General features: G+C 43.1%; 10 protein-coding genes, 3 tRNA genes and 3 rRNA genes. 7 read left to right on the top strand and 9 right to left on the bottom strand.

Annotated features, from left to right (window positions below):
* The first annotated feature begins 224 nt into the window (after positions 1-224).
* Entirely contained in the window at positions 225-1,037 is an 813-nt protein-coding gene (locus F557_RS18430) for a GGDEF domain-containing protein (protein ID WP_157617725.1), read from the top strand.
* 239 nt (positions 1,038-1,276) lie between these two features.
* Here F557_RS18430 and ilvC read toward each other — a convergent pair whose 3' ends face one another.
* Positions 1,277-2,761 carry a ketol-acid reductoisomerase gene (gene ilvC / locus F557_RS0101975; RefSeq protein WP_026297693.1) on the bottom strand — a complete coding sequence of 495 codons (1,485 nt, stop codon included), beginning with the start codon at positions 2,759-2,761 and terminating at the stop codon, positions 1,277-1,279.
* Between the two features lie 388 nt (positions 2,762-3,149).
* Here ilvC and pgi point away from each other — a divergent pair, with 388 nt between their 5' ends.
* Together pgi and F557_RS18425 are read left to right on the top strand one after the other, a co-directional pair.
* The gene (gene pgi / locus F557_RS0101970; RefSeq protein WP_019000586.1) at positions 3,150-4,796 is read left to right on the top strand and encodes a glucose-6-phosphate isomerase; all 1,647 of its coding nucleotides are present in this window, start codon (positions 3,150-3,152) and stop codon (positions 4,794-4,796) included.
* Between the two features lie 239 nt (positions 4,797-5,035).
* A complete protein-coding gene (locus tag F557_RS18425) occupies positions 5,036-6,871 on the top strand; it encodes an alpha-amylase family glycosyl hydrolase (protein ID WP_157617724.1) in 1,836 nt (611 codons plus the stop codon).
* Positions 6,872-6,904: 33 nt separating this feature from the next.
* Here the strand turns inward: F557_RS18425 and F557_RS18420 are convergent, their stop codons facing one another.
* The 8 genes from F557_RS18420 to F557_RS0101925 form a co-directional block, all read right to left on the bottom strand.
* Entirely contained in the window at positions 6,905-7,714 is an 810-nt protein-coding gene (locus F557_RS18420) for a tetratricopeptide repeat protein (protein WP_019000584.1), read from the bottom strand.
* Positions 7,715-7,822: 108 nt separating this feature from the next.
* Positions 7,823-7,899 (bottom strand) — tRNA-Asp (locus F557_RS0101955).
* Between the two features lie 15 nt (positions 7,900-7,914).
* Positions 7,915-8,029: ribosomal RNA gene (gene rrf, locus F557_RS0101950) — 5S ribosomal RNA — on the bottom strand.
* 81 nt (positions 8,030-8,110) lie between these two features.
* Positions 8,111-10,962 (bottom strand): 23S ribosomal RNA (locus F557_RS0101945).
* 257 nt (positions 10,963-11,219) lie between these two features.
* A tRNA-Ala gene (locus F557_RS0101940) sits at positions 11,220-11,295 on the bottom strand.
* A gap of 27 nt (positions 11,296-11,322) precedes the next feature.
* Positions 11,323-11,399: transfer RNA gene (locus F557_RS0101935), tRNA-Ile, on the bottom strand.
* Positions 11,400-11,495: 96 nt separating this feature from the next.
* Positions 11,496-13,034: ribosomal RNA gene (locus F557_RS0101930) — 16S ribosomal RNA — on the bottom strand.
* Together the 16S, 23S and 5S rRNA genes with 3 tRNA genes alongside form the textbook arrangement of a ribosomal RNA operon.
* A gap of 268 nt (positions 13,035-13,302) precedes the next feature.
* Positions 13,303-13,896 carry a hypothetical protein gene (locus F557_RS0101925; protein WP_019000583.1) on the bottom strand — a complete coding sequence of 198 codons (594 nt, stop codon included), beginning with the start codon at positions 13,894-13,896 and terminating at the stop codon, positions 13,303-13,305.
* Between the two features lie 185 nt (positions 13,897-14,081).
* Between F557_RS0101925 and lgt the strand changes: the two genes are divergently transcribed.
* The 4 genes from lgt to F557_RS18415 all read left to right on the top strand — a co-directional run.
* Positions 14,082-14,924: a prolipoprotein diacylglyceryl transferase gene (gene lgt / locus F557_RS0101920; RefSeq protein WP_019000582.1), complete on the top strand. Its 843-nt coding sequence runs from the start codon at positions 14,082-14,084 to the stop codon at positions 14,922-14,924.
* A gap of 271 nt (positions 14,925-15,195) precedes the next feature.
* The gene (locus F557_RS0101915) at positions 15,196-15,747 is read left to right on the top strand and encodes a hypothetical protein (protein WP_019000581.1); all 552 of its coding nucleotides are present in this window, start codon (positions 15,196-15,198) and stop codon (positions 15,745-15,747) included.
* Positions 15,748-15,890: 143 nt separating this feature from the next.
* Complete coding sequence (locus tag F557_RS0101910; protein WP_019000580.1) at positions 15,891-17,372, top strand: hypothetical protein; 1,482 nt, start codon at positions 15,891-15,893, stop codon at positions 17,370-17,372.
* A gap of 292 nt (positions 17,373-17,664) precedes the next feature.
* On the top strand, positions 17,665-18,446 hold a 782-nt coding region (locus F557_RS18415; protein WP_019000579.1), incomplete at its 3' end, for an IS1634 family transposase.

Here is an 18,446-nt window from a genome sequence, read left to right as displayed (position 1 = left end):
ATTCACAGAGACGAACTGAAAGATGAATCGCTGTCTGATGAAAGAAGAAATGCTATTCTTGAGCAGGCAATGCCGTGGAAATTTAAGAAGGCCTAAAGTACTGACTTTAGACCTAATACGAAGTTAATAGTGGTATTCTGGGAATAAAAATTAACGGGAAATGCCTGTTTGATATCTTCCCGGAAATTCGTAAATCATGGCTATATGATAAAATCACGGAGGCAGTGACACTGAATACTGCCGTATTTAACTCATGGTTACAGCACAAAGAAATTTTTCATTTCGCCAATAACCGCCCATTTACCGGACGCACTTTGGAAATGCGACAGAACTTTACTATTATTCCGCTTAGCAATCTGGACGGAAAGGTAGATGAAGTACTGATAATGATCTACGACGTAACTGATGAAGCTTGTGCAGAAACAAGTTTGGAAAGGGCAAATAGTCAGCTTCTAAAATCATCCATTACAGACGGACTGACCGGACTTTACAATAGAAAACACTGGGAAAATTGTCTGTCCGAAGCCTACGATTTATTCAGACGGAACAAAGAGCCAGTGACATTATTGATGTTTGATATAGATCATTTCAAGCACATAAACGATACATACGGTCACCAGGCCGGAGATACCGTACTTAAAAGACTTGCACAAGTTGTTAAAAAACAAATACGGAATACAGATGTTGCGGGGCGTTACGGAGGCGAAGAATTCACTATTATCCTTCGTGATGCCAACAGGGAATCCTCATTCTATGTCGCCGAAAGACTGAGACATGCAATTGAAACACAGATTGTAGAATACAACAACCCAAAGGTTGGTGGTATTCAAGTGATTCGTTTTACCATCAGCATTGGGGTATGCACCCTCTCAATCCCGGCAATGCCTAACTACGCAGACTGGCTGAAAAAGGCTGATAATGCGCTCTACTTCTCCAAAGAGCATGGTAGAAACAGAACCACTGAATATGGGTTAAATGATACTGAGGAGACTATGAATATTGAAATCCAAAGACCAGTTGTGAAAAAAAGATTGTAGTGATACCTATATTAGCAGAAATATACTTTCAAGGTTCTCTGGGATAGTGTGAGAGGATTTTTGTATTTTTTATTCTCGTTATTTTTATACATAACAAAAGATCTCAGATTATGTTAATTTTATGCCTTAATTAGCTAATCCAATGGCTTTTTCTATATAACAAAAAATAGCGTCCAGCCAAATGTTTGGCCGAACGCTTGTGCATAAATCAAATAAGAAAAATCAAAAATACCTGATAATTACTTCGTACCAAAAGTAATTCGCTTCATATCCGTCATATAACCACGAAGCTTGCGGCCAACGACTTCAATAGGATGATTTCTCAGTTCTTCATTAACCTTGATAAGAGTTTCGTTATCAACAGTATTATCTGATGATGAAAGCCCCTTGCCAAGATCCTCTAGTGTAACAGTCTTCATGAAATCCTTGAGCATCGGTACAGCTTTATTGGTAAACAGATAGTTTCCGTACTCAGCAGTATCCGAAATTACCACATTCATTTCATACAAACGGTTACGACCAATGCAGTTTGCAATAAGAGGCAACTCATGAAGTGATTCATAGTATGCTGATTCAGGATAAATACCAGAATGAGTCATTGTCTCAAAAGCTAACTCACAGCCAGCCTTGATGGTAGCGATCATGAAGATTCCCTTATCAAAATATTCCTGTTCGCTGATTTCGGCGTCGCAGTCAGGAGCCTTTTCAAATGCATGCTTACCAAACTCTTCACGCCATGCAAAAAGATCCTTGTCTCCGTCAGCCCAGTCCTTCATCATAGTTTCCGAAAAGACTCCGCTTTCAATGTCATCCATGTGCTTCTGGTACAAAGGGCGAAGAATTTCCTTAATCTGTGCCGCCATTTCAAAGGCCCGAATCTTTGCCGGGTTGGAAAGCCGATCAAGCATGTTGGTAATACCACCAAACTTCAGAGCCTCGCCAACGGTTTCCCATCCATACTGGAGAAGCTTACGAGCATACGCAGCATCCATTCCGAGCTCTACCATGCGATCAAAACCAAGCATCGTTGCAGTCTGAAGCATACCGCAGAGTATAGTCTGCTCACCCATCAGATCTGATTTTACTTCTGCAACAAAAGACGATTCAAGGCATCCTGCCTTGTGTGCACCTGTAGCAGCAGCCCAGGCTTTGGCAATATCCCATCCCTTATTCTCCGGATCATTTTCAGGGTGAACAGCAAGCAGAGTGGGGACACCAAAACCGCGCTGGTACTCATGACGAACCTCAGTTCCCGGACACTTGGGGGCAACCATTACTACAGTAATATCCTTACGAATCTGCTCACCGAGTTCCACAATATTAAAACCGTGAGAATAACCAAGAGCAGCCCCCTTCTTCATGAGAGGCATGACAGCCTGAACAACAGAATGATGCTGTTTATCAGGAGTCAGGTTAACAACTAGATCAGCCTCAGGAATGAGTTCATCGTAGGTGCCTACACGAAATCCGTTTTCAGTGGCACGCTGATATGACTTACGCTTTTCCTGAATTGCTTCAGCCCGAAGAGCATAAGAAACATCAAGACCGGAATCACGCATATTCAGGCCCTGATTAAGACCCTGTGCACCGCATCCTACTATTACAACCTTCTTTCCCTTAAGAAAATCACAGCCGCTACTGAATTCAGAACGATTCATAAAACGGCAACAGCCAAGCTGACCAAGTTTCTCTCGCAAAGAAAGAGTATTAAAATAATTTGCCATAACAGCCTCAAAAATCAGTTATTTTGAAAAACATGTACATTATAACCATCATGCACCTAGGCTAAAAGAGGTAAGTAAATCAAAAATCGTACCACCTCAACACCAACACATGATTAGAACATGGAGTCTCATGCTACCAAAGTAAAGAGCTATAAAAAATTTTTTTTACAGTTCTTTGGGAAAAGACACCATGTTTTAACCAAATCAAAACCTCTTGTTTTCCTGAAATTTCCACTGAGGTCTTTTTTATCCCAAAAGATTCTCGCGCTCTATGATACAGACCAGACAATGATTATTAATCTTTAGCCTGCTATCGTGTAGAATATCCATCGGCGATAACAAGGACGGCTAAAGCCTCTGAATTCACCTTTTAGCAGGAATTTTATTCATGAAAAACGTAAACCCAACTCAAACCCCAGCCTGGAAGGAACTTGAAAAGCATTTTTCTGAGAACAGAAACATGACAATCAAAGAACTCTTCAATGCTGATCAGAACCGCTTCAATAATTTTTCTCTAAGATTCAACAATGATTTTCTGGTAGATTTTTCAAAAAATCGGATCACTGAAGAAACTCTCGGCCTCCTTATTAAGCTTGCCGAGGAATCTGACTTAAAAAATGCCATTGAAGCAATGTTTAATGGAGAAAAGATTAATGTTACCGAAGGCCGAGCTGTTCTTCACACAGCCCTTCGAAACCAGTCTGACACCCCTGTATTTGTCGATGGCAGGGATGTCATGATCGACGTGCGTGATGTACTGGCAAAAATTAAAGTTTTTTCCGAAAAAGTCATCTCCGGTGAATGGAAGGGTTTCACTGGCAAGGCAATTACCGATATTGTAAACATTGGCATCGGTGGATCAGATCTGGGGCCATGTATGATTACAATGGCTCTTACTCCCTACCATAACAGACTGAAATCTCACTTCGTATCTAATGTTGACGGAACTCATATTGTCGAAACTCTGAAAGAATGCAATCCTGAAACCACACTGTTCCTTGTGGCCTCGAAAACATTCACCACTCAGGAAACCATGACAAATGCCCACACAGCTAGAGACTGGTTCTTAAAGGCAGCAGGTGATATAAAGCACGTTGCCAAACACTTTGTGGCTTTATCCACAAATGCCCAAGCTGTAAGCGAATTCGGCATAGATACCGATAACATGTTTGAATTTTGGGACTGGGTCGGAGGTCGCTATTCATCATGGTCAGCCATCGGCACATCCATTGCTCTAGCTGTTGGATTTGACAATTTTGAAAGGCTTCTTAAAGGAGCATACGAAATGGATACGCATTTCAGAACTCAGCCTTTCAGAAATAATATTCCGGTAATTCTGGCATTAATCGGTATCTGGTATAACAATTTTTACAAATTTGCCTCTGAAGCAATACTCCCATACGATCAGTACTTGGCTCGTTTCCCAGCCTATTTCCAACAAGGTAATATGGAATCAAACGGCAAATATGTCGACAGGAACGGATACCCTGTCGACTATGAGACGGGGCCGATTATCTGGGGTGAACCAGGAACTAATGGCCAGCATGCCTTCTATCAGCTGATTCACCAGGGGACAAAAATAATTCCAGCTGATTTCATTGCGCCGGCGATCAGTCATAATCCTATCGGAGATCACCACGCAAAGCTTCTGTCCAATTTCTTTGCCCAGACTGAGGCCTTAGCATTCGGAAAATCCAGAGAAACAGTGATTCAGGAATTTGAAACCAAAGGCACGCCGAAAGAAAAATATGAATCACTTATTCCATTCAAGGTATTTGACGGAAATAGGCCCACAAATTCCATAATGGTTAAGGAAATTAATCCCGAATCTCTTGGTGCTCTTATCGCAATGTATGAACACAAGATTTTTGTTCAGGGTGTCATTTTCAACATCTTCTCGTTCGATCAATGGGGGGTTGAACTGGGTAAACAGCTTGCAGGAAAAATTCTTCCGGAACTACAGAATGATGCAGAAGTTTCATCTCATGATTCTTCGACAAATGGACTCATCAACTTCTTTAAATCTGTCAAATAGCAAAAAATGAGCAATCTGTCGGGCAAATCCGTCTGATTAGCTTATATTGACAAAAGCCGAAAAAATTTTTTCGGCTTTTTTCTGCTCAATTGTAGAACTGCTTAAGATGCTATAATCTGATATGACTACAATCATAAAATTTCCTTTAAATCCAAATCATATATGAATCTGGTACAAAGTGTAGTCAAAACATAGCACTTCACGAGAAAACGAATAACTAAAATACAGGTTTCACACTTTTGATTTCTGTTAAGTACCGACAATTTGCACCGCACTCATATATTGCTATAAATGGAGAAAAATTTATGCTCAGTACCGGAATGTATAAGAATTCTAACGGTGTAATCGCGTTCCGTATTTTTGCACCATACACGCATTCTCTTTCTGTACAATGTACTGATACTGGGAAAAACTATAAACTCAGCAAGGGGGATTCAGGCTGGTTTGAAGGAATCCTTCCAGACTTTTCAGAAGGAACACGTTATCTTCTCATTAAAAATGAAAACGACTATTTTCCAGATCCCTCATCGCATTATCAGCCAGAAGGCCCCCATGCCCCATCACAAGTAGCATTTCCCATAAAAGTAAAAGATTCTTCATGGAGAGGGATTTCAATTTCCGATGCCATAATCTATGAACTCCATCTTGGAACCTTTTCTCCGGAAGGAAATTTAAAAGGAGCCTTAAAAAGGATACCTTACCTCAAAGACCTCGGAATAAACGTTATCGAACTGATGCCTTTGGCTGAATTTCCAGGAGAACGCAACTGGGGGTATGATGGCACATATCTTTTTGCTCTCAGCAGAAACTACGGAACATATCAGGATCTGCATGATTTTATTAAAGAAGCACACCAAAACGGTATTGCAGTAATCCTGGATGTAGTATTCAACCACTTCGGACCAGAAGGTAATTATTCTGAAAAGCTTGCTCCTTTTACAAAAAAAGCCGCAACCCCTTGGGGGGCTCAAATTAATTTTGATGGCAAAAATTCTTCCGGAATTCGTAATTATTTTCTTGAATGTACCAGATACTGGCTGGAAGATGCTGGGCTTGATGGCTTTAGAATGGATGCCATAAGTGTAATTTTCGATGACAGTATTCCCAATATTCTTAAAGAAATAACAGATCTTGCCAAGAGTATCGGAAAAGTCGAAAATCGCACCATAATGATGATTGCCGAACATCTTAGAAATGAAGGATTTGTGACTGATGAAAATTATCTAGGCTATGATTCACAATGGTGCGATGATTTGAATTACGCTGTATACAGCTGGCTCTATCCGCAAAACTTCAGACACTATCGTGACTTTGGCAAATTTGAGGACATAGAACTTTCACTGAAAGAGGGATTTTGTTATAACGGAACCCGTTATAATTCTGTATTCAACAACTACATGGGCGAATCAGGCAAAACAATTTCCCCCGTGCAGATAGTGATGCATATTCAGAATCATGACCAGGTTGGAAATCGCCCTGATGGTAGCAGAATTATATCTGTAATGGGAAAAAAGAGAGCCCTTCTTGCTGCAATGACGCTGTTTGTATCCCCTTATGTCCCAATGCTTTTTATGGGCGAAGAATACGGGGAAAAATCCCCCTTCCTATTTTTTGAAGATTTTGGAGATTCCCGTCTGATAAAAGCTGTGCAACGTGGACGTAAAAATGAATTCTCTTTCGTCGCCGGCTATGAACCAGAATCTCCACATGAAAAAAACACCTTTCTTAAAAGTAAACTGCAATGGTTACCAGAAAACGAAGATCCAGCCATATCAGAACCTTCGCAGGAAATCCTGTTTTTTTATAAACAGCTTATTAAGCTTAAAAAAAATGGCATTATTGGATCCCATAACAGGAAGCAATGTCTCATCAGTTCATTTCCAGACACAGGAGTTATAACTATAACTTCATCCTATACCATTACCGTTCTAAATTTCGGAGCTAGAAATGTCAACGGCAGAGATTACGGTGTCAACAACAATAACAGTATTATCTTGTCAACTATACCAAACAGAACAGGAATGACAGATAAACTCTTCGTTCCTGGTTTTTCAGGTTCCATCTTCAAAAAATAACGATTATCACAATACATTGACAGGATCGCATTTTTATTTGCGATCTTTGTTCTTCAGTTCTCTTGCTTTTTTTTGCCACCTCTGAGAAATCGTAATATTCTTAGAAATCCCAAATCCGTTTTTGTACATATATGACAGTCTCTCACAGGCCTCATAATAATCGAGGTTCGCAGATTTCTGATAATATTCTACAGCCGCGGAAAGATCCTTTTTTATCCCCTGCCCTTTTTCATTCATTATGCCAAGCATAAACAAAGCTCTGGGGGTATCCTGTCTTGAGGCAAGTTCATACCATGTATAAGCTTGTTCATAGCTAACAGATGTTATAACTCCGTTATAATAAGCATCAGCAATTTTCATTTCAGCATCAATATTATTAAGAGCCGCCGCTTTCAAGTACCAATTTAAAGCTTTTGCATAATTCTGAGGAACTCCTGTTCCGGTTTCAGATAGTATACCAAGATTAAGCATGGCAACTGAATCACCTCCTTTCTGAGCTCTATCAAGCCAGAACAAGGCCCGGGAATAATCCTTAGACACTCCTCTTCCAGTAATAAACAAAGCCCCTAAATTTGTTTCTGCTCGATGATTACCTTTCTTGGCAGCTATAAGGTACCAAGAAGCAGCCTTTCGTTCATCCTGTATAAGCTCATCATCTCCTAGTTCGTATCTTAATCCAAGAGTGTAAGCTTCTTCAGCATTTTGAAACGCTGAAGTACATACACTTTTCTGCATGTTATCAGAAACACAGTCCTGCATAATTGCATCAACATTCATTACTGGCAGAAAAACATTATCTGCGTTTTTATTCAGGTTACACCCGGACGCAGCCAGAAGCATCATTGAAACACCTGTCAATACTCTTAATGCCGAATGGATATTCATAAAAACCTCAGAATTAATGATGCAAAAAAGAAAAACGGGGTACCCTGAGGTACCCCGCTGTATGAGTGGCGGAACGGACGGGGCTCGAACCCGTGACCTCCTGCGTGACAGGCAGGCATTCTAACCAGCTGAACTACCGCTCCGTGCTTGATTTTAATGCCTGACAATGACCTACTCTCACATAGCGAATGCTACACTACCATCGGCACTGTTCCGTTTCACTTCTGTGTTCGGAATGGATACAGGTGGTTCCAGAACGTTATCTTCATCAGGCAATCCGGTTTAAAAATTTAATCTCGCCTCAAATCACTTCTTCCGTTCAAACCCGCAAGCGCCAAACTTTCCGGGCGTTGTATGGTTAAGCCTCTCGGATCATTAGTATGAGTCCGCTCCACGCCTCGCAACGCTTCCACTCCTCACCTATCAACGTCATCGTCTCTGACGGTCCTTACAGACTCAAGGTCTGGGAAGACTCATCTCAGGGCTCGCTTCCCGCTTAGATGCTTTCAGCGGTTATCGATCCCGAACTTAGCTACCGGACTATGCAATTGGCATTACAATCCTCTCACCAGCGGTTCGTTCACTCCGGTCCTCTCGTACTAGGAGCAATCCCCTTCAATCTTCCTGCGCCCACGGCAGATAGGGACCAAACTGTCTCACGACGTTTTGAACCCAGCTCGCGTACCACTTTAAATGGCGAACAGCCATACCCTTGGGACCTGCTGCAGCCCCAGGATGTGATGAGCCGACATCGAGGTGCCAAACACCGCCGTCGATATGAACTCTTGGGCGGTATCAGCCTGTTATCCCCAGAGTACCTTTTATCCGTTGAGCGATGGCCCTTCCATTCAGAACCACCGGATCACTATGACCTGCTTTCGCATCTGCTCGACTCGTCTGTCTCGCAGTTAAGCTGGCTTCTGCCATTGCACTATCCTCACGATGTCCGACCGTGATTAGCCAACCTTCGTGCTCCTCCGTTACCCTTTGGGAGGAGACCGCCCCAGTCAAACTACCCACCAGACACTGTCCTCCTTCCGAAGTTAGAACACCAAGCACATCAGAATGGTATTTCAACGTCGACTCCGCCCATACTGGCGTACAGGTTTCTCTGTCTCCCATCTATCCTACACAAATGTACTCAATGTTCAGTGTCAAGCTATAGTAAAGGTTCACGGGGTCTTTCCGTCTAGCCGCGGGTACACTGCATCTTCACAGCAATTTCGATTTCACTGAGTCTCGGGTGGAGACAGCGTGGCCATGGTTACACCATTCGTGCAGGTCGGAACTTGCCCGACAAGGAATTTCGCTACCTTAGGACCGTTATAGTTACGGCCGCCGTTTACTGGGGCTTCAATCAGATGCTTCTCTTGCGATGACATCATCATTTAACCTTCCAGCACCGGGCAGGTGTCACACACTATACTTCCACTTCCGTGTTCGCAGTGTGCTGTGTTTTTGTTAAACAGTCCCAGCCACCTCTTCGCTGCGACTGACTCTTGCTCCGGACGCGCAGTCCTTCACTTTCGTCAGCATACCTTCTCCCTAAGTTACGGTACTATTTTGCCTAGTTCCTTCACCCGAGTTCTCTCAAGCGCCTTGGTATTCTCTACTCGACCACCTGTGTCGGTTTCGGGTACGGCTCGCATTAGCCTGTAGCTTAGAAGCTTTTCCTGGAAGCCTGGCATCAATGCCTTCTCGCACCGTAGTGCAATCCTCTCAGATCTCATCCTTCAGCTCGCCTTTATTCGTACGCGCCGGAACTACATCCTTTCACCTGCATCCAACAGCAGGCGCACCTAGCCTTCTCCGTCCCTCCTTCGCAGCTAATGCCAGTATCGGAATATTAACCGATTTTCCATCTGCCTCGCTTTTCAGCTTATCATTAGGTACCGACTCACCCTGCCCCGATTAACGTTGGACAGGAACCCTTGGTCTCCCGGCGTGCGGGTTTTTCACCCGCATTATCGTTACTCACGTCAGCATTCGCACTTCTGATAGCTCCAGCACTCCTTCCGGTATGCCTTCTTCACCTTACAGAACGCTCCCCTACCAATCCGCATTTCTGCGATTCCGCAGCTTCGGTGCAATGTTTAGCCCCGTTACATCTTCCGCGCGGGCCGACTCGACTAGTGAGCTATTACGCTTTCTTTTAATGATGGCTGCTTCTAAGCCAACATCCTAGCTGTCTATGCCTTCCCACTTCGTTTCCCACTTAACATTGACTTCGGGACCTTAGCTGGCGGTCTGGATTGTTTTCCTCTCGACGACGAACGTTAGCACCCGCCGTCTGTCTCCCAATTTCTTCCTTGCCGGTATTCGGAGTTTGCATCAAATCGGAAACCCATTGGCTGGGCCCCTTTCTGAAACAGTGCTCTACCCCCGGCAATTATCCATTGAGGCGCTACCTAAATAGCTTTCGGGGAGAACCAGATATCACCTGATTTGATTGGCCTTTCACCCCTAACCGCAGGTCATCCCCTAGTTTTGCAACACTAGTGGGTCGGGACCTCCAGTAAGTGTTACCTTACCTTCATCCTGCCCACGGTTAGATCATCAGGTTTCGGGTCTGCTCCCAGCGACTCAGCGCACAGTTAATACTCGGTTTCCCTTCGGCTCCCCTATTCGGTTAACCTCGCCACTGAAAGCAACTCGCTGACCCATTATACAAAAGGTACGCAGTCACCCTTTCGGGCTCCCACTGCTTGTACGTGCACGGTTTCAGATTCTTTTCACTCCCCTCACAGGGGTTCTTTTCGCCTTTCCCTCACGGTACTTGTTCACTATCGGTCAATAAGTAGTATTTAGCCTTGGAGGATGGTCCCCCCATCTTCTGACAGGATACCACGTGTCCCGCCATACTCGTTTTTCACCCTGCACCCGCTTCCGCCTACGGGACTGTCACCCTCTTTCGTATGCCTTCCCAGACATTTCGGCTTGCACATGCAGAGATTTTGGGCTCTTCCCCGTTCGTTCGCCACTACTTGGAGAATCTCGGTTGATTTCTTTTCCTCGGGGTACTGAGATGTTTCACTTCTCCCGGTTCGCTTTCCTTTCGGAATGACACTTCTGTGTCGGGTTGCCCCATTCGGACATCCGCGGCTTTTACGCTTCTTACCAGCTTACCGCGGCTTTTCGCAGGTTAGTACGTCCTTCATCGCCTCTTATTGCCAAGGCATCCACCATGCACGCTTCTTCACTTAACCATACAACCCCGGAAAGTCTGTCAGGGTTTCCCCTTCCTTTCTTCCCTTCGCTGTATTCTTAAACAAAGATCCTGAACTTCTTTCAGCTCAGTTTCGTAACATTTGTTTACGCCAAAAAGTTCCAAGACACTTGCTTGTTTGAACTCTTTTTGATTTTCAGCTTGATTAAATTTTTAAAGAACTTGCAGTCGTGAAAAACCGCAGTAATTTCAGCTCTCTTGAACCGCAATTACTCTGGTTTCTCTCTTCAGGTCCCCTGGTGGAGGTAAACGGGATTGAACCGTTGACCCCCTGCGTGCAAAGCAGGTGCTCTCCCAGCTGAGCTATACCCCCAATTCCCTTCCGCCGTCTCTCCTTGCGTGGTGGGTCTGAATGGACTCGGACCATCGACCTCACCCTTATCAGGGGTGCGCTCTAACCAGCTGAGCTACAGACCCACTCAAGGTTTTCCGACCGGAACCTGATGCTTCTCTAACCCCGTTTAAACAATCTGTGTGAACATTCAGCAACAATTTATCAGACGCTTTTCCTGTTAAGGAGGTGATCCAACCACAGGTTCCCCTATGGTTACCTTGTTACGACTTCACCCCAGTCATAAACCACACCGTGGTAATCGCGCCCCTTGCGGTTACGCTAACTACTTCTGGTGCAATTCACTCCCATGGTGTGACGGGCGGTGTGTACAAGGCCCGGGAACGTATTCACCGCGACATTCTGATTCGCGATTACTAGCGATTCCGACTTCATGGAGTCGAATTGCAGACTCCAATCCGGACTACGATTTGCTTTCTGAGATCTGCCCCGTCTCGCGACTTCGCTTCCCTCTGTACAAACCATTGTAGCACGTGTGTAGCCCTGAACGTAAGGGCCATGATGACTTGACGTCATCCCTGCCTTCCTCCGGTTTATCACCGGCAGTCTTCTTTGAGTTCCCGCCTTTACGCGCTGGCAACAAAGAACAAGGGTTGCGCTCGTTGCGGGACTTAACCCAACATCTCACGACACGAGCTGACGACAGCCATGCAGCACCTGTTTACGATTCCCTTGCGGGTACTCCATCCTCTCAGACAGATCATCGTATATGTCAAGTTCAGGTAAGGTTCTTCGCGTTGCATCGAATTAAACCACATGCTCCACCGCTTGTGCGGGCCCCCGTCAATTCATTTGAGTTTTAACCTTGCGGCCGTACTCCCCAGGCGGTCAATTTAAAGCGTTAGCTGCGGAACCCAGCCTCTTCGGACTAGACTCCTAATTGACATCGTTTACAGCGTGGACTACCAGGGTATCTAATCCTGTTTGCTCCCCACGCTTTCGCACCTGAGCGTCAGTTACTATCCAGAAGCTCGCCTTCGCCACCGGTGTTCTTCCAGATATCTACGCATTTCACCGCTACACTTGGAATTCCAGCTCCCCTTATAGTACTCTAGTCTTGCAGTTTCAAATGACCGCCCAACGTTAAGCGCTGGGATTTCACATCTGACTTGCATAACCGCCTGCGTGCGCTTTACGCCCAGTTATTCCGATTAACGCTTGCGCCCTCCGTATTACCGCGGCTGCTGGCACGGAGTTAGCCGGCGCTTCTTCTGCGGGTAACGTCTGCTTTCTGCCCTGTTCGAACTTCAGCTTCCTCCCCGCTGAAAGTGCTTTACAACCCGAAGGCCTTCTTCACACACGCGGCATGGCTGCATCAGGGTTTCCCCCATTGTGCAATATTCCCTACTGCTGCCTCCCGTAGGAGTTTGGGCCGTGTCTCAGTCCCAATGTGGCTGATCATCCTCTCAGACCAGCTAGAGATCGTCGCCTTGGTGAGCCTTTACCTCCCCAACTAGCTAATCCCTCCTGGGCACATTTATAAGCGCATGGTTTCCCATCCTTTTCCCCTCAGGGTTTATGCGGTATTAGCACCCGTTTCCAGGTGTTATCCCCCTCTTATAGGCAGTTTCCCAGGTATTACTCACCCGTCCGCCACTCGTCAGCCAGAAAAGCAAGCTTTCCTGCTGCTACCGTTCGACTTGCATGTATTAAGCCTGCCGCCAGCGTTCAATCTGAGCCATGATCAAACTCTTCAATTCAAAAGTTTGTTTCTTTTGCTCAATAATGAATTTAACTGTTTTGTTGTTCACTCTGCAGTTCCTATTATCGAGACTTCTTTTTTAGCCTTCCGATAATTCCTGCCGAGTGCCCACACAGATTGTCTAAACTGTTTGTTAAAGAACTTTCTGCTCGTGCTGAGCAAGTGAGCGGAATTTTATAGTTTTTTATTTTTCTGTCAACGAATTTTCAACATTTTACTCAAAAAAATCGCAAATTCATGTTTTTATCGTCAAAAACGGTTAACAATTAACCACGAACCCTGATAACAGGAAGTTCATCATCCCCCTCTGACAACGATGTTTGCTCTTTAGAATCCGAAAACTGTCCTTCCATCTGCTCGGTACTTTGATTTTCGTGGGATAGCTCTTCACTCTCGGAAAAATCCTTTGAAACACTGTTTTTCACATCACTTCCGAAAACCATTTCCTCTGTCGAGGACGCAACAATTTCCTTTTTCTTGCTCTTCTTCCTTTTCTTCTTCTCCTCTTTAACAACCGGTCTTGCCAAAGAAGGAAACAAAAACACAAAGAAACCTTCAACTACCAAATGCTTGAACCATCTAACAATCCAAAGAACCGACATAAGAATCAGTCCGGTAATTACAGCCTTTTCCTTCAGAGCAATGAGATCAACACTGGTAAAGTACCCACCTAGCTCATATGTCTCGACAAATTGCACCATCTGTTTTGGAAAAACGATAGCAGACACAAAAAGGAGATTCCCTAGTACCGTGCAGAATACACCATACCTGAACGCTGGCGCCACAAAGCAAAAGACAATTCCTCCTAAGAACAACGTCAACCCAGCATAAGTAAAAAAAGTTTGAATAATTTCAGCCATAACACATAATCTCACAACAACCTTGCAGATTATATCCTAAAATAAACTCATCTAATCTCGGGGACAAGAAGCACGCTTAGTGAACAAACCCGATTGATTCAGAATAAGCATTCTTCAAGATTACCGTATAAGCAAATACGCGAGCAATCATTAACCACAATATATATAAGAGGAGTCATCATTAGATGATTTTACACTGGAACGCGGATCCTGCAGCATTCACCATACCTTTTTTGGGAGACTTTAGTGTCAGATGGTACGGCATATTGTTTGCTTCAGGTTTTATTTTAGGATACCTCTCCATAAACAATTTTTTTAAAAAACATGCATATCCCGATAACGACCTCGACAATCTTCTTTTTTATATGTTCATGGGGACAATAATCGGAGCAAGACTGGGTCATTGCTTCTTCTATCAACCAGATTTCTACCTGGAACATCCCATCGAAATCCTAAAAATATGGAAAGGGGGACTTGCCAGTCACGGTGGCGGTATAGGGCTCATCATAGCGGTACTTATTTTTGCAAAAAAATACGACTACCATTTTTTACCTCTTGCAGACCTTCTTTGCATCCCTACCGCTTTTGAAGGATCTATGATACGCCTTGGAAATTTTTTTAATTCAGAAATATATGGAAAAGCCACTGACGGAACCTACGGAATCGTGTTTGAACAGCTCCACGAAAACTTTCCCAGACATCCAGTACAGCTTTACGAATCCGTAGCCTACCTGTCAATTACCGGATTTCTGGTTGTGTGCTACAAATATAGGCAAAAACGACGAACCGGTATGATTCTCGGACTGTTTTTAATTTTCGTATTCACAACAAGAATGATATTGGAAGTATTCAAACCAGAACAGGCTGATTACAATCAAAATGCTGTTCTTACTGTAGGACAGTATCTCAGCATTCCATTTATTGCCGTTGGCTGTGTGCTTGTAACTACTTCACTATTCTCAGACAAACTGAATAACCAGGACATTACCAACAGGAGAATACAGAAAAAAACAGACAATTATTCATAATATATGTGATACATTTCAAAAATGTCCTTTTCTAAACATACATCAAAAAATGAAAGAGCATAAAGACAATATTTTGCCCCTGGAGGTTAATACCAGCGCCTCAAAAAAAGATTTTTTTTTGAACAAAAACTCACATTTTAAGCACGCTCTGATGTTAGAGTGATAACGATCACTATTGCTAACGACTAAAGATAGTAGAATATGTCCTGTTTTTTAGCACTTAACAACAGTTGCTTGTCATAACTGTAAATGCCTGAGGATACTAACACATATGGCTAAAGTACTCATTCTTCCTGATTACAACGGGCAGGATTTACCTTCAGAAGGTCTCGATCGCTACGAGCATATTTATTTGGTTACAGAAGAACAGGAAAGTCTGCCGGTTCCTGTGGTTATGAAATTGATGAAACTCATGCAGCAAAGCCACGTAAATATCGAATTCTTAGAGCTTTCATATAACTCTGAGACAGAACTTCTGCTCAGCATGGCTTTCCAGATTGCCAAACTTAATATGGCAGAGCCTGATGTACAAATAACTTTTGTGACTGAAAACCTTATTTTTGATACTCTTGTTGCCACCGCCAAACAGAATAATTTTAAGGTTCAAAGAGCAAAGGGCTTTAACTCTCCAAGTGCTATTCCTACCGGGCCTAGCGAGGTTCAGAAGCCTGTTCAGCCTTCTATTGTTCAAAGCAGCAAACCAATGCCTCAGCCGAAACCTGTTCCTGAAAAGAACGTTGAACAGGAAGAAGCTCCTAAGGAACCTGCAAAAAAGAACAATAATCAGAGACTCATTTCCTCACTTCTCAATGGAAATAAATAAATTTTGAGGTTTTATCGACCTATTGGGAATCCCTGTATATTCAAATACAGGGATTTTTTTATCAATAATGCAATTTATGCCCTATTTATTGCGCATCAATCCTGATAAAATCAAGACATTGCATAAAGTCAAAGGCATCCGTTATGGCTCAAGACAACGTTATCTGTACCTTGAATTTAAACGATTACACCCCTATTAGCGTTGATGGCAGCGCAGTTCCGGACTCCGTGATGCGCCTGACAATGTTTATCCAAAAATCTCTCTACCAGGATGCGACTCAGAGCCAGAGAACAGTATCGACATTCGCTATTCCGGTTAGTACAAAAGAAGGCATTAGCTGGCACATTCCCAAAGTTTTCGGAACCAGATTTTTAGTTGAGCCATTAGATTCTCTTTCAGAGGATGAGCAGGTATTCTATCTTCTTGAAATCTGCCGCGTTCTTAAAGATTTAAAAGATCGTTGCAAAAAAATTCTTTCTCACAGTTCAACAGTTTTCTCAGAGAAAATTCTTGCTAAATTTTTCTACGATGAAGATTCCCCTGATCACTTGGGAGCTGCTCTCTATGTCCCAGATACAAGTCATATTTATATTGTCAACGATCGCCCTGTAATTGTCGGATGGGGATTTCAAAAAAAATTTGCAAACTGGAAGAAAAACCGATGCAATATATACAAGGTTGTAGAACAGGCCTCTGATCAGGATTTTTTTGATACACTCGAATACTTCAGCTATGTTACCAGACCACCTGTTCTTACAAAAGAATCAGAACAGAGAATTCTTAAAAGAATTTATGGACATAAATCTGATGATAAAAGTTCAAACAAAGAGCCAGAACAAACTTCTTTAAAAGCGAACTCTGCAAACAATGTCGCAAAGCAGGTTCAACCTTCGTTGCTTACTGCTTCAGAGGTAGCTTCGCAAACAACTAAAACGGAACATCCAGAAATGTTAATGCAAACACCGTCTTCGGTTATGTCTGCATCAACGAATCACATAGAAACTGGTAAAGTATCTGATATCGAACATCCTTCCGCAGAAATCCTTAATCTGACATCAACTCTCGACAGAAAAAAGGTTGCGAATAAAATTAAAGAACAAGGACATACCCAAACAGATCGTCCTGAGGACATATCATCGTCCAACAAGCTAATTGCACCAAGTCCAAAACATCATATAGAAACAGAAGAATCATCTGATGATCCCCCTGTAGACGAACAGCTTATAAATTCAGCACTAGAGGCAGAAAAGCTTGTAAAACAAAAGAATCAGGAAGTAGTATCACTTGCTCCTGTCTCTGACGAAGAGATAAAAAGAACTACAAAGATAAAGGGAATTGTAGCCAGCATATTAATCGTCAGTGCTGCAATTGGACTTGGGATTATCAGTTATATGTATCTTGGAGAGCCCGGAAATAATACCAGTAATATTACAGCCGACAGTATGAATACACGTAATAACTCAAACACAGAGGTTATTGCTAGAACAAAAGATAGTATTGCTGATTACAAACCTGAAATCAGATCCATTATAATACCTTTTAAAAAACTGCCTGATATAGGATATGATAAAGGGGACGGAGCATCCAGAATAACTCATTTTACTACATCCTATAATAAACAATAGAAAAATTATCATACAGAATCGCAAATAAAAGTTAAAAAACACCAAAGCAAATTTTCATGATAAATACATTTTGAAACAAAAAACATAGAATACTGGTGTTTTCACATCTATTCAGTTCATCAAAAAGTACATAATCTTACAATGTAACTTACATTTCGCAGTTGAGATTGCTCAATAACCACTTTTTATAATGAGCTGGAGAAATTTCAAATCATTTTTTGAGACTAGCATGTTGTGATGTCAATTAATTTTCCCTAGAATACAGCGATTATTGCCAATTTTGGGGGATGTCATGACCGTTATTACGAGAGAGCAGCTTAAACCTTTAACCATGGGGCATTTGGGACTGGTTGGAGCTTTTATTCAGGAAACCGGAATTATCGAGAAGATCGATTCCAGACTTCCCAAGATCAGCAATAACGCCGGACATTTTACTCATGGTCAGGTTGTTGCTCTGATGATATTGAACGGGCTTGGCTATACCACCCGGCCACTGTATATGAGCAACACCTTTTTCGAGGCCAGAGATGTAGAGGCCATGCTGGGAATAGAATACCAGAAAGACTGGTTTAACGATGATGTTATAGGCCGTACCATGGATGCACTGTACGAATATGGTCTGACACCTTTATTTTCCGAGCTGGCTCTGGGCATTATGGATACCCTTGGACGCAAAATAGGAAGTGTGAACATTGACAGTACCAGCTTCCATTACCATGGTAAAGAGCGGATGTTCCATGAGGATAACACCGCAGTCAATTACGATGAGCCCCATAAAATCAATGTTACCTTTGGATACAGCAGAGATGCCCATCCTGAATTAGTCCAGATTATGGAACAGATGATGGTTGATAATGCAACCGGTATTCCTCTTTACATGGAGCCTGAAAGCGGCAATACCAATGACACGTACGCTTTCGGCAGAATGACAAAGGTCTTTGAAAGCTTCAGGAGGTATACCGATGATGGATATATATACCTGTGCGGGGATTCCGCACTGTACTCCGAAGGCAATGTGTCATATATGACCGAAAAAGGAATAAAGTACGTAACAAGAGCCGCAGATGGCAAGCT

Origin of the sequence: Succinimonas amylolytica DSM 2873, from assembly GCF_000378405.1 — a bacterium.
Classification (GTDB): domain Bacteria; phylum Pseudomonadota; class Gammaproteobacteria; order Enterobacterales; family Succinivibrionaceae; genus Succinimonas; species Succinimonas amylolytica.
This window is presented reverse-complemented; position numbering and strand designations above follow the sequence as displayed.

What these genes read in the sequence shown, in the direction of transcription:
- lgt (WP_019000582.1), top strand. Translation starts at nt 14,082, where the DNA reads ATGATTTTACACTGGAACGCGGATCCTGCAGCATTCACCATACCTTTT.
- F557_RS0101915 (WP_019000581.1), top strand. Translation starts at nt 15,196, where the DNA reads ATGGCTAAAGTACTCATTCTTCCTGATTACAACGGGCAGGATTTACCT.
- F557_RS0101925 (WP_019000583.1), bottom strand. Translation starts at nt 13,896, where the DNA reads ATGGCTGAAATTATTCAAACTTTTTTTACTTATGCTGGGTTGACGTTG.
- pgi (WP_019000586.1), top strand. Translation starts at nt 3,150, where the DNA reads ATGAAAAACGTAAACCCAACTCAAACCCCAGCCTGGAAGGAACTTGAA.
- F557_RS18420 (WP_019000584.1), bottom strand. Translation starts at nt 7,714, where the DNA reads ATGATGCTTCTGGCTGCGTCCGGGTGTAACCTGAATAAAAACGCAGAT.
- ilvC (WP_026297693.1), bottom strand. Translation starts at nt 2,761, where the DNA reads ATGGCAAATTATTTTAATACTCTTTCTTTGCGAGAGAAACTTGGTCAG.
- F557_RS0101910 (WP_019000580.1), top strand. Translation starts at nt 15,891, where the DNA reads ATGGCTCAAGACAACGTTATCTGTACCTTGAATTTAAACGATTACACC.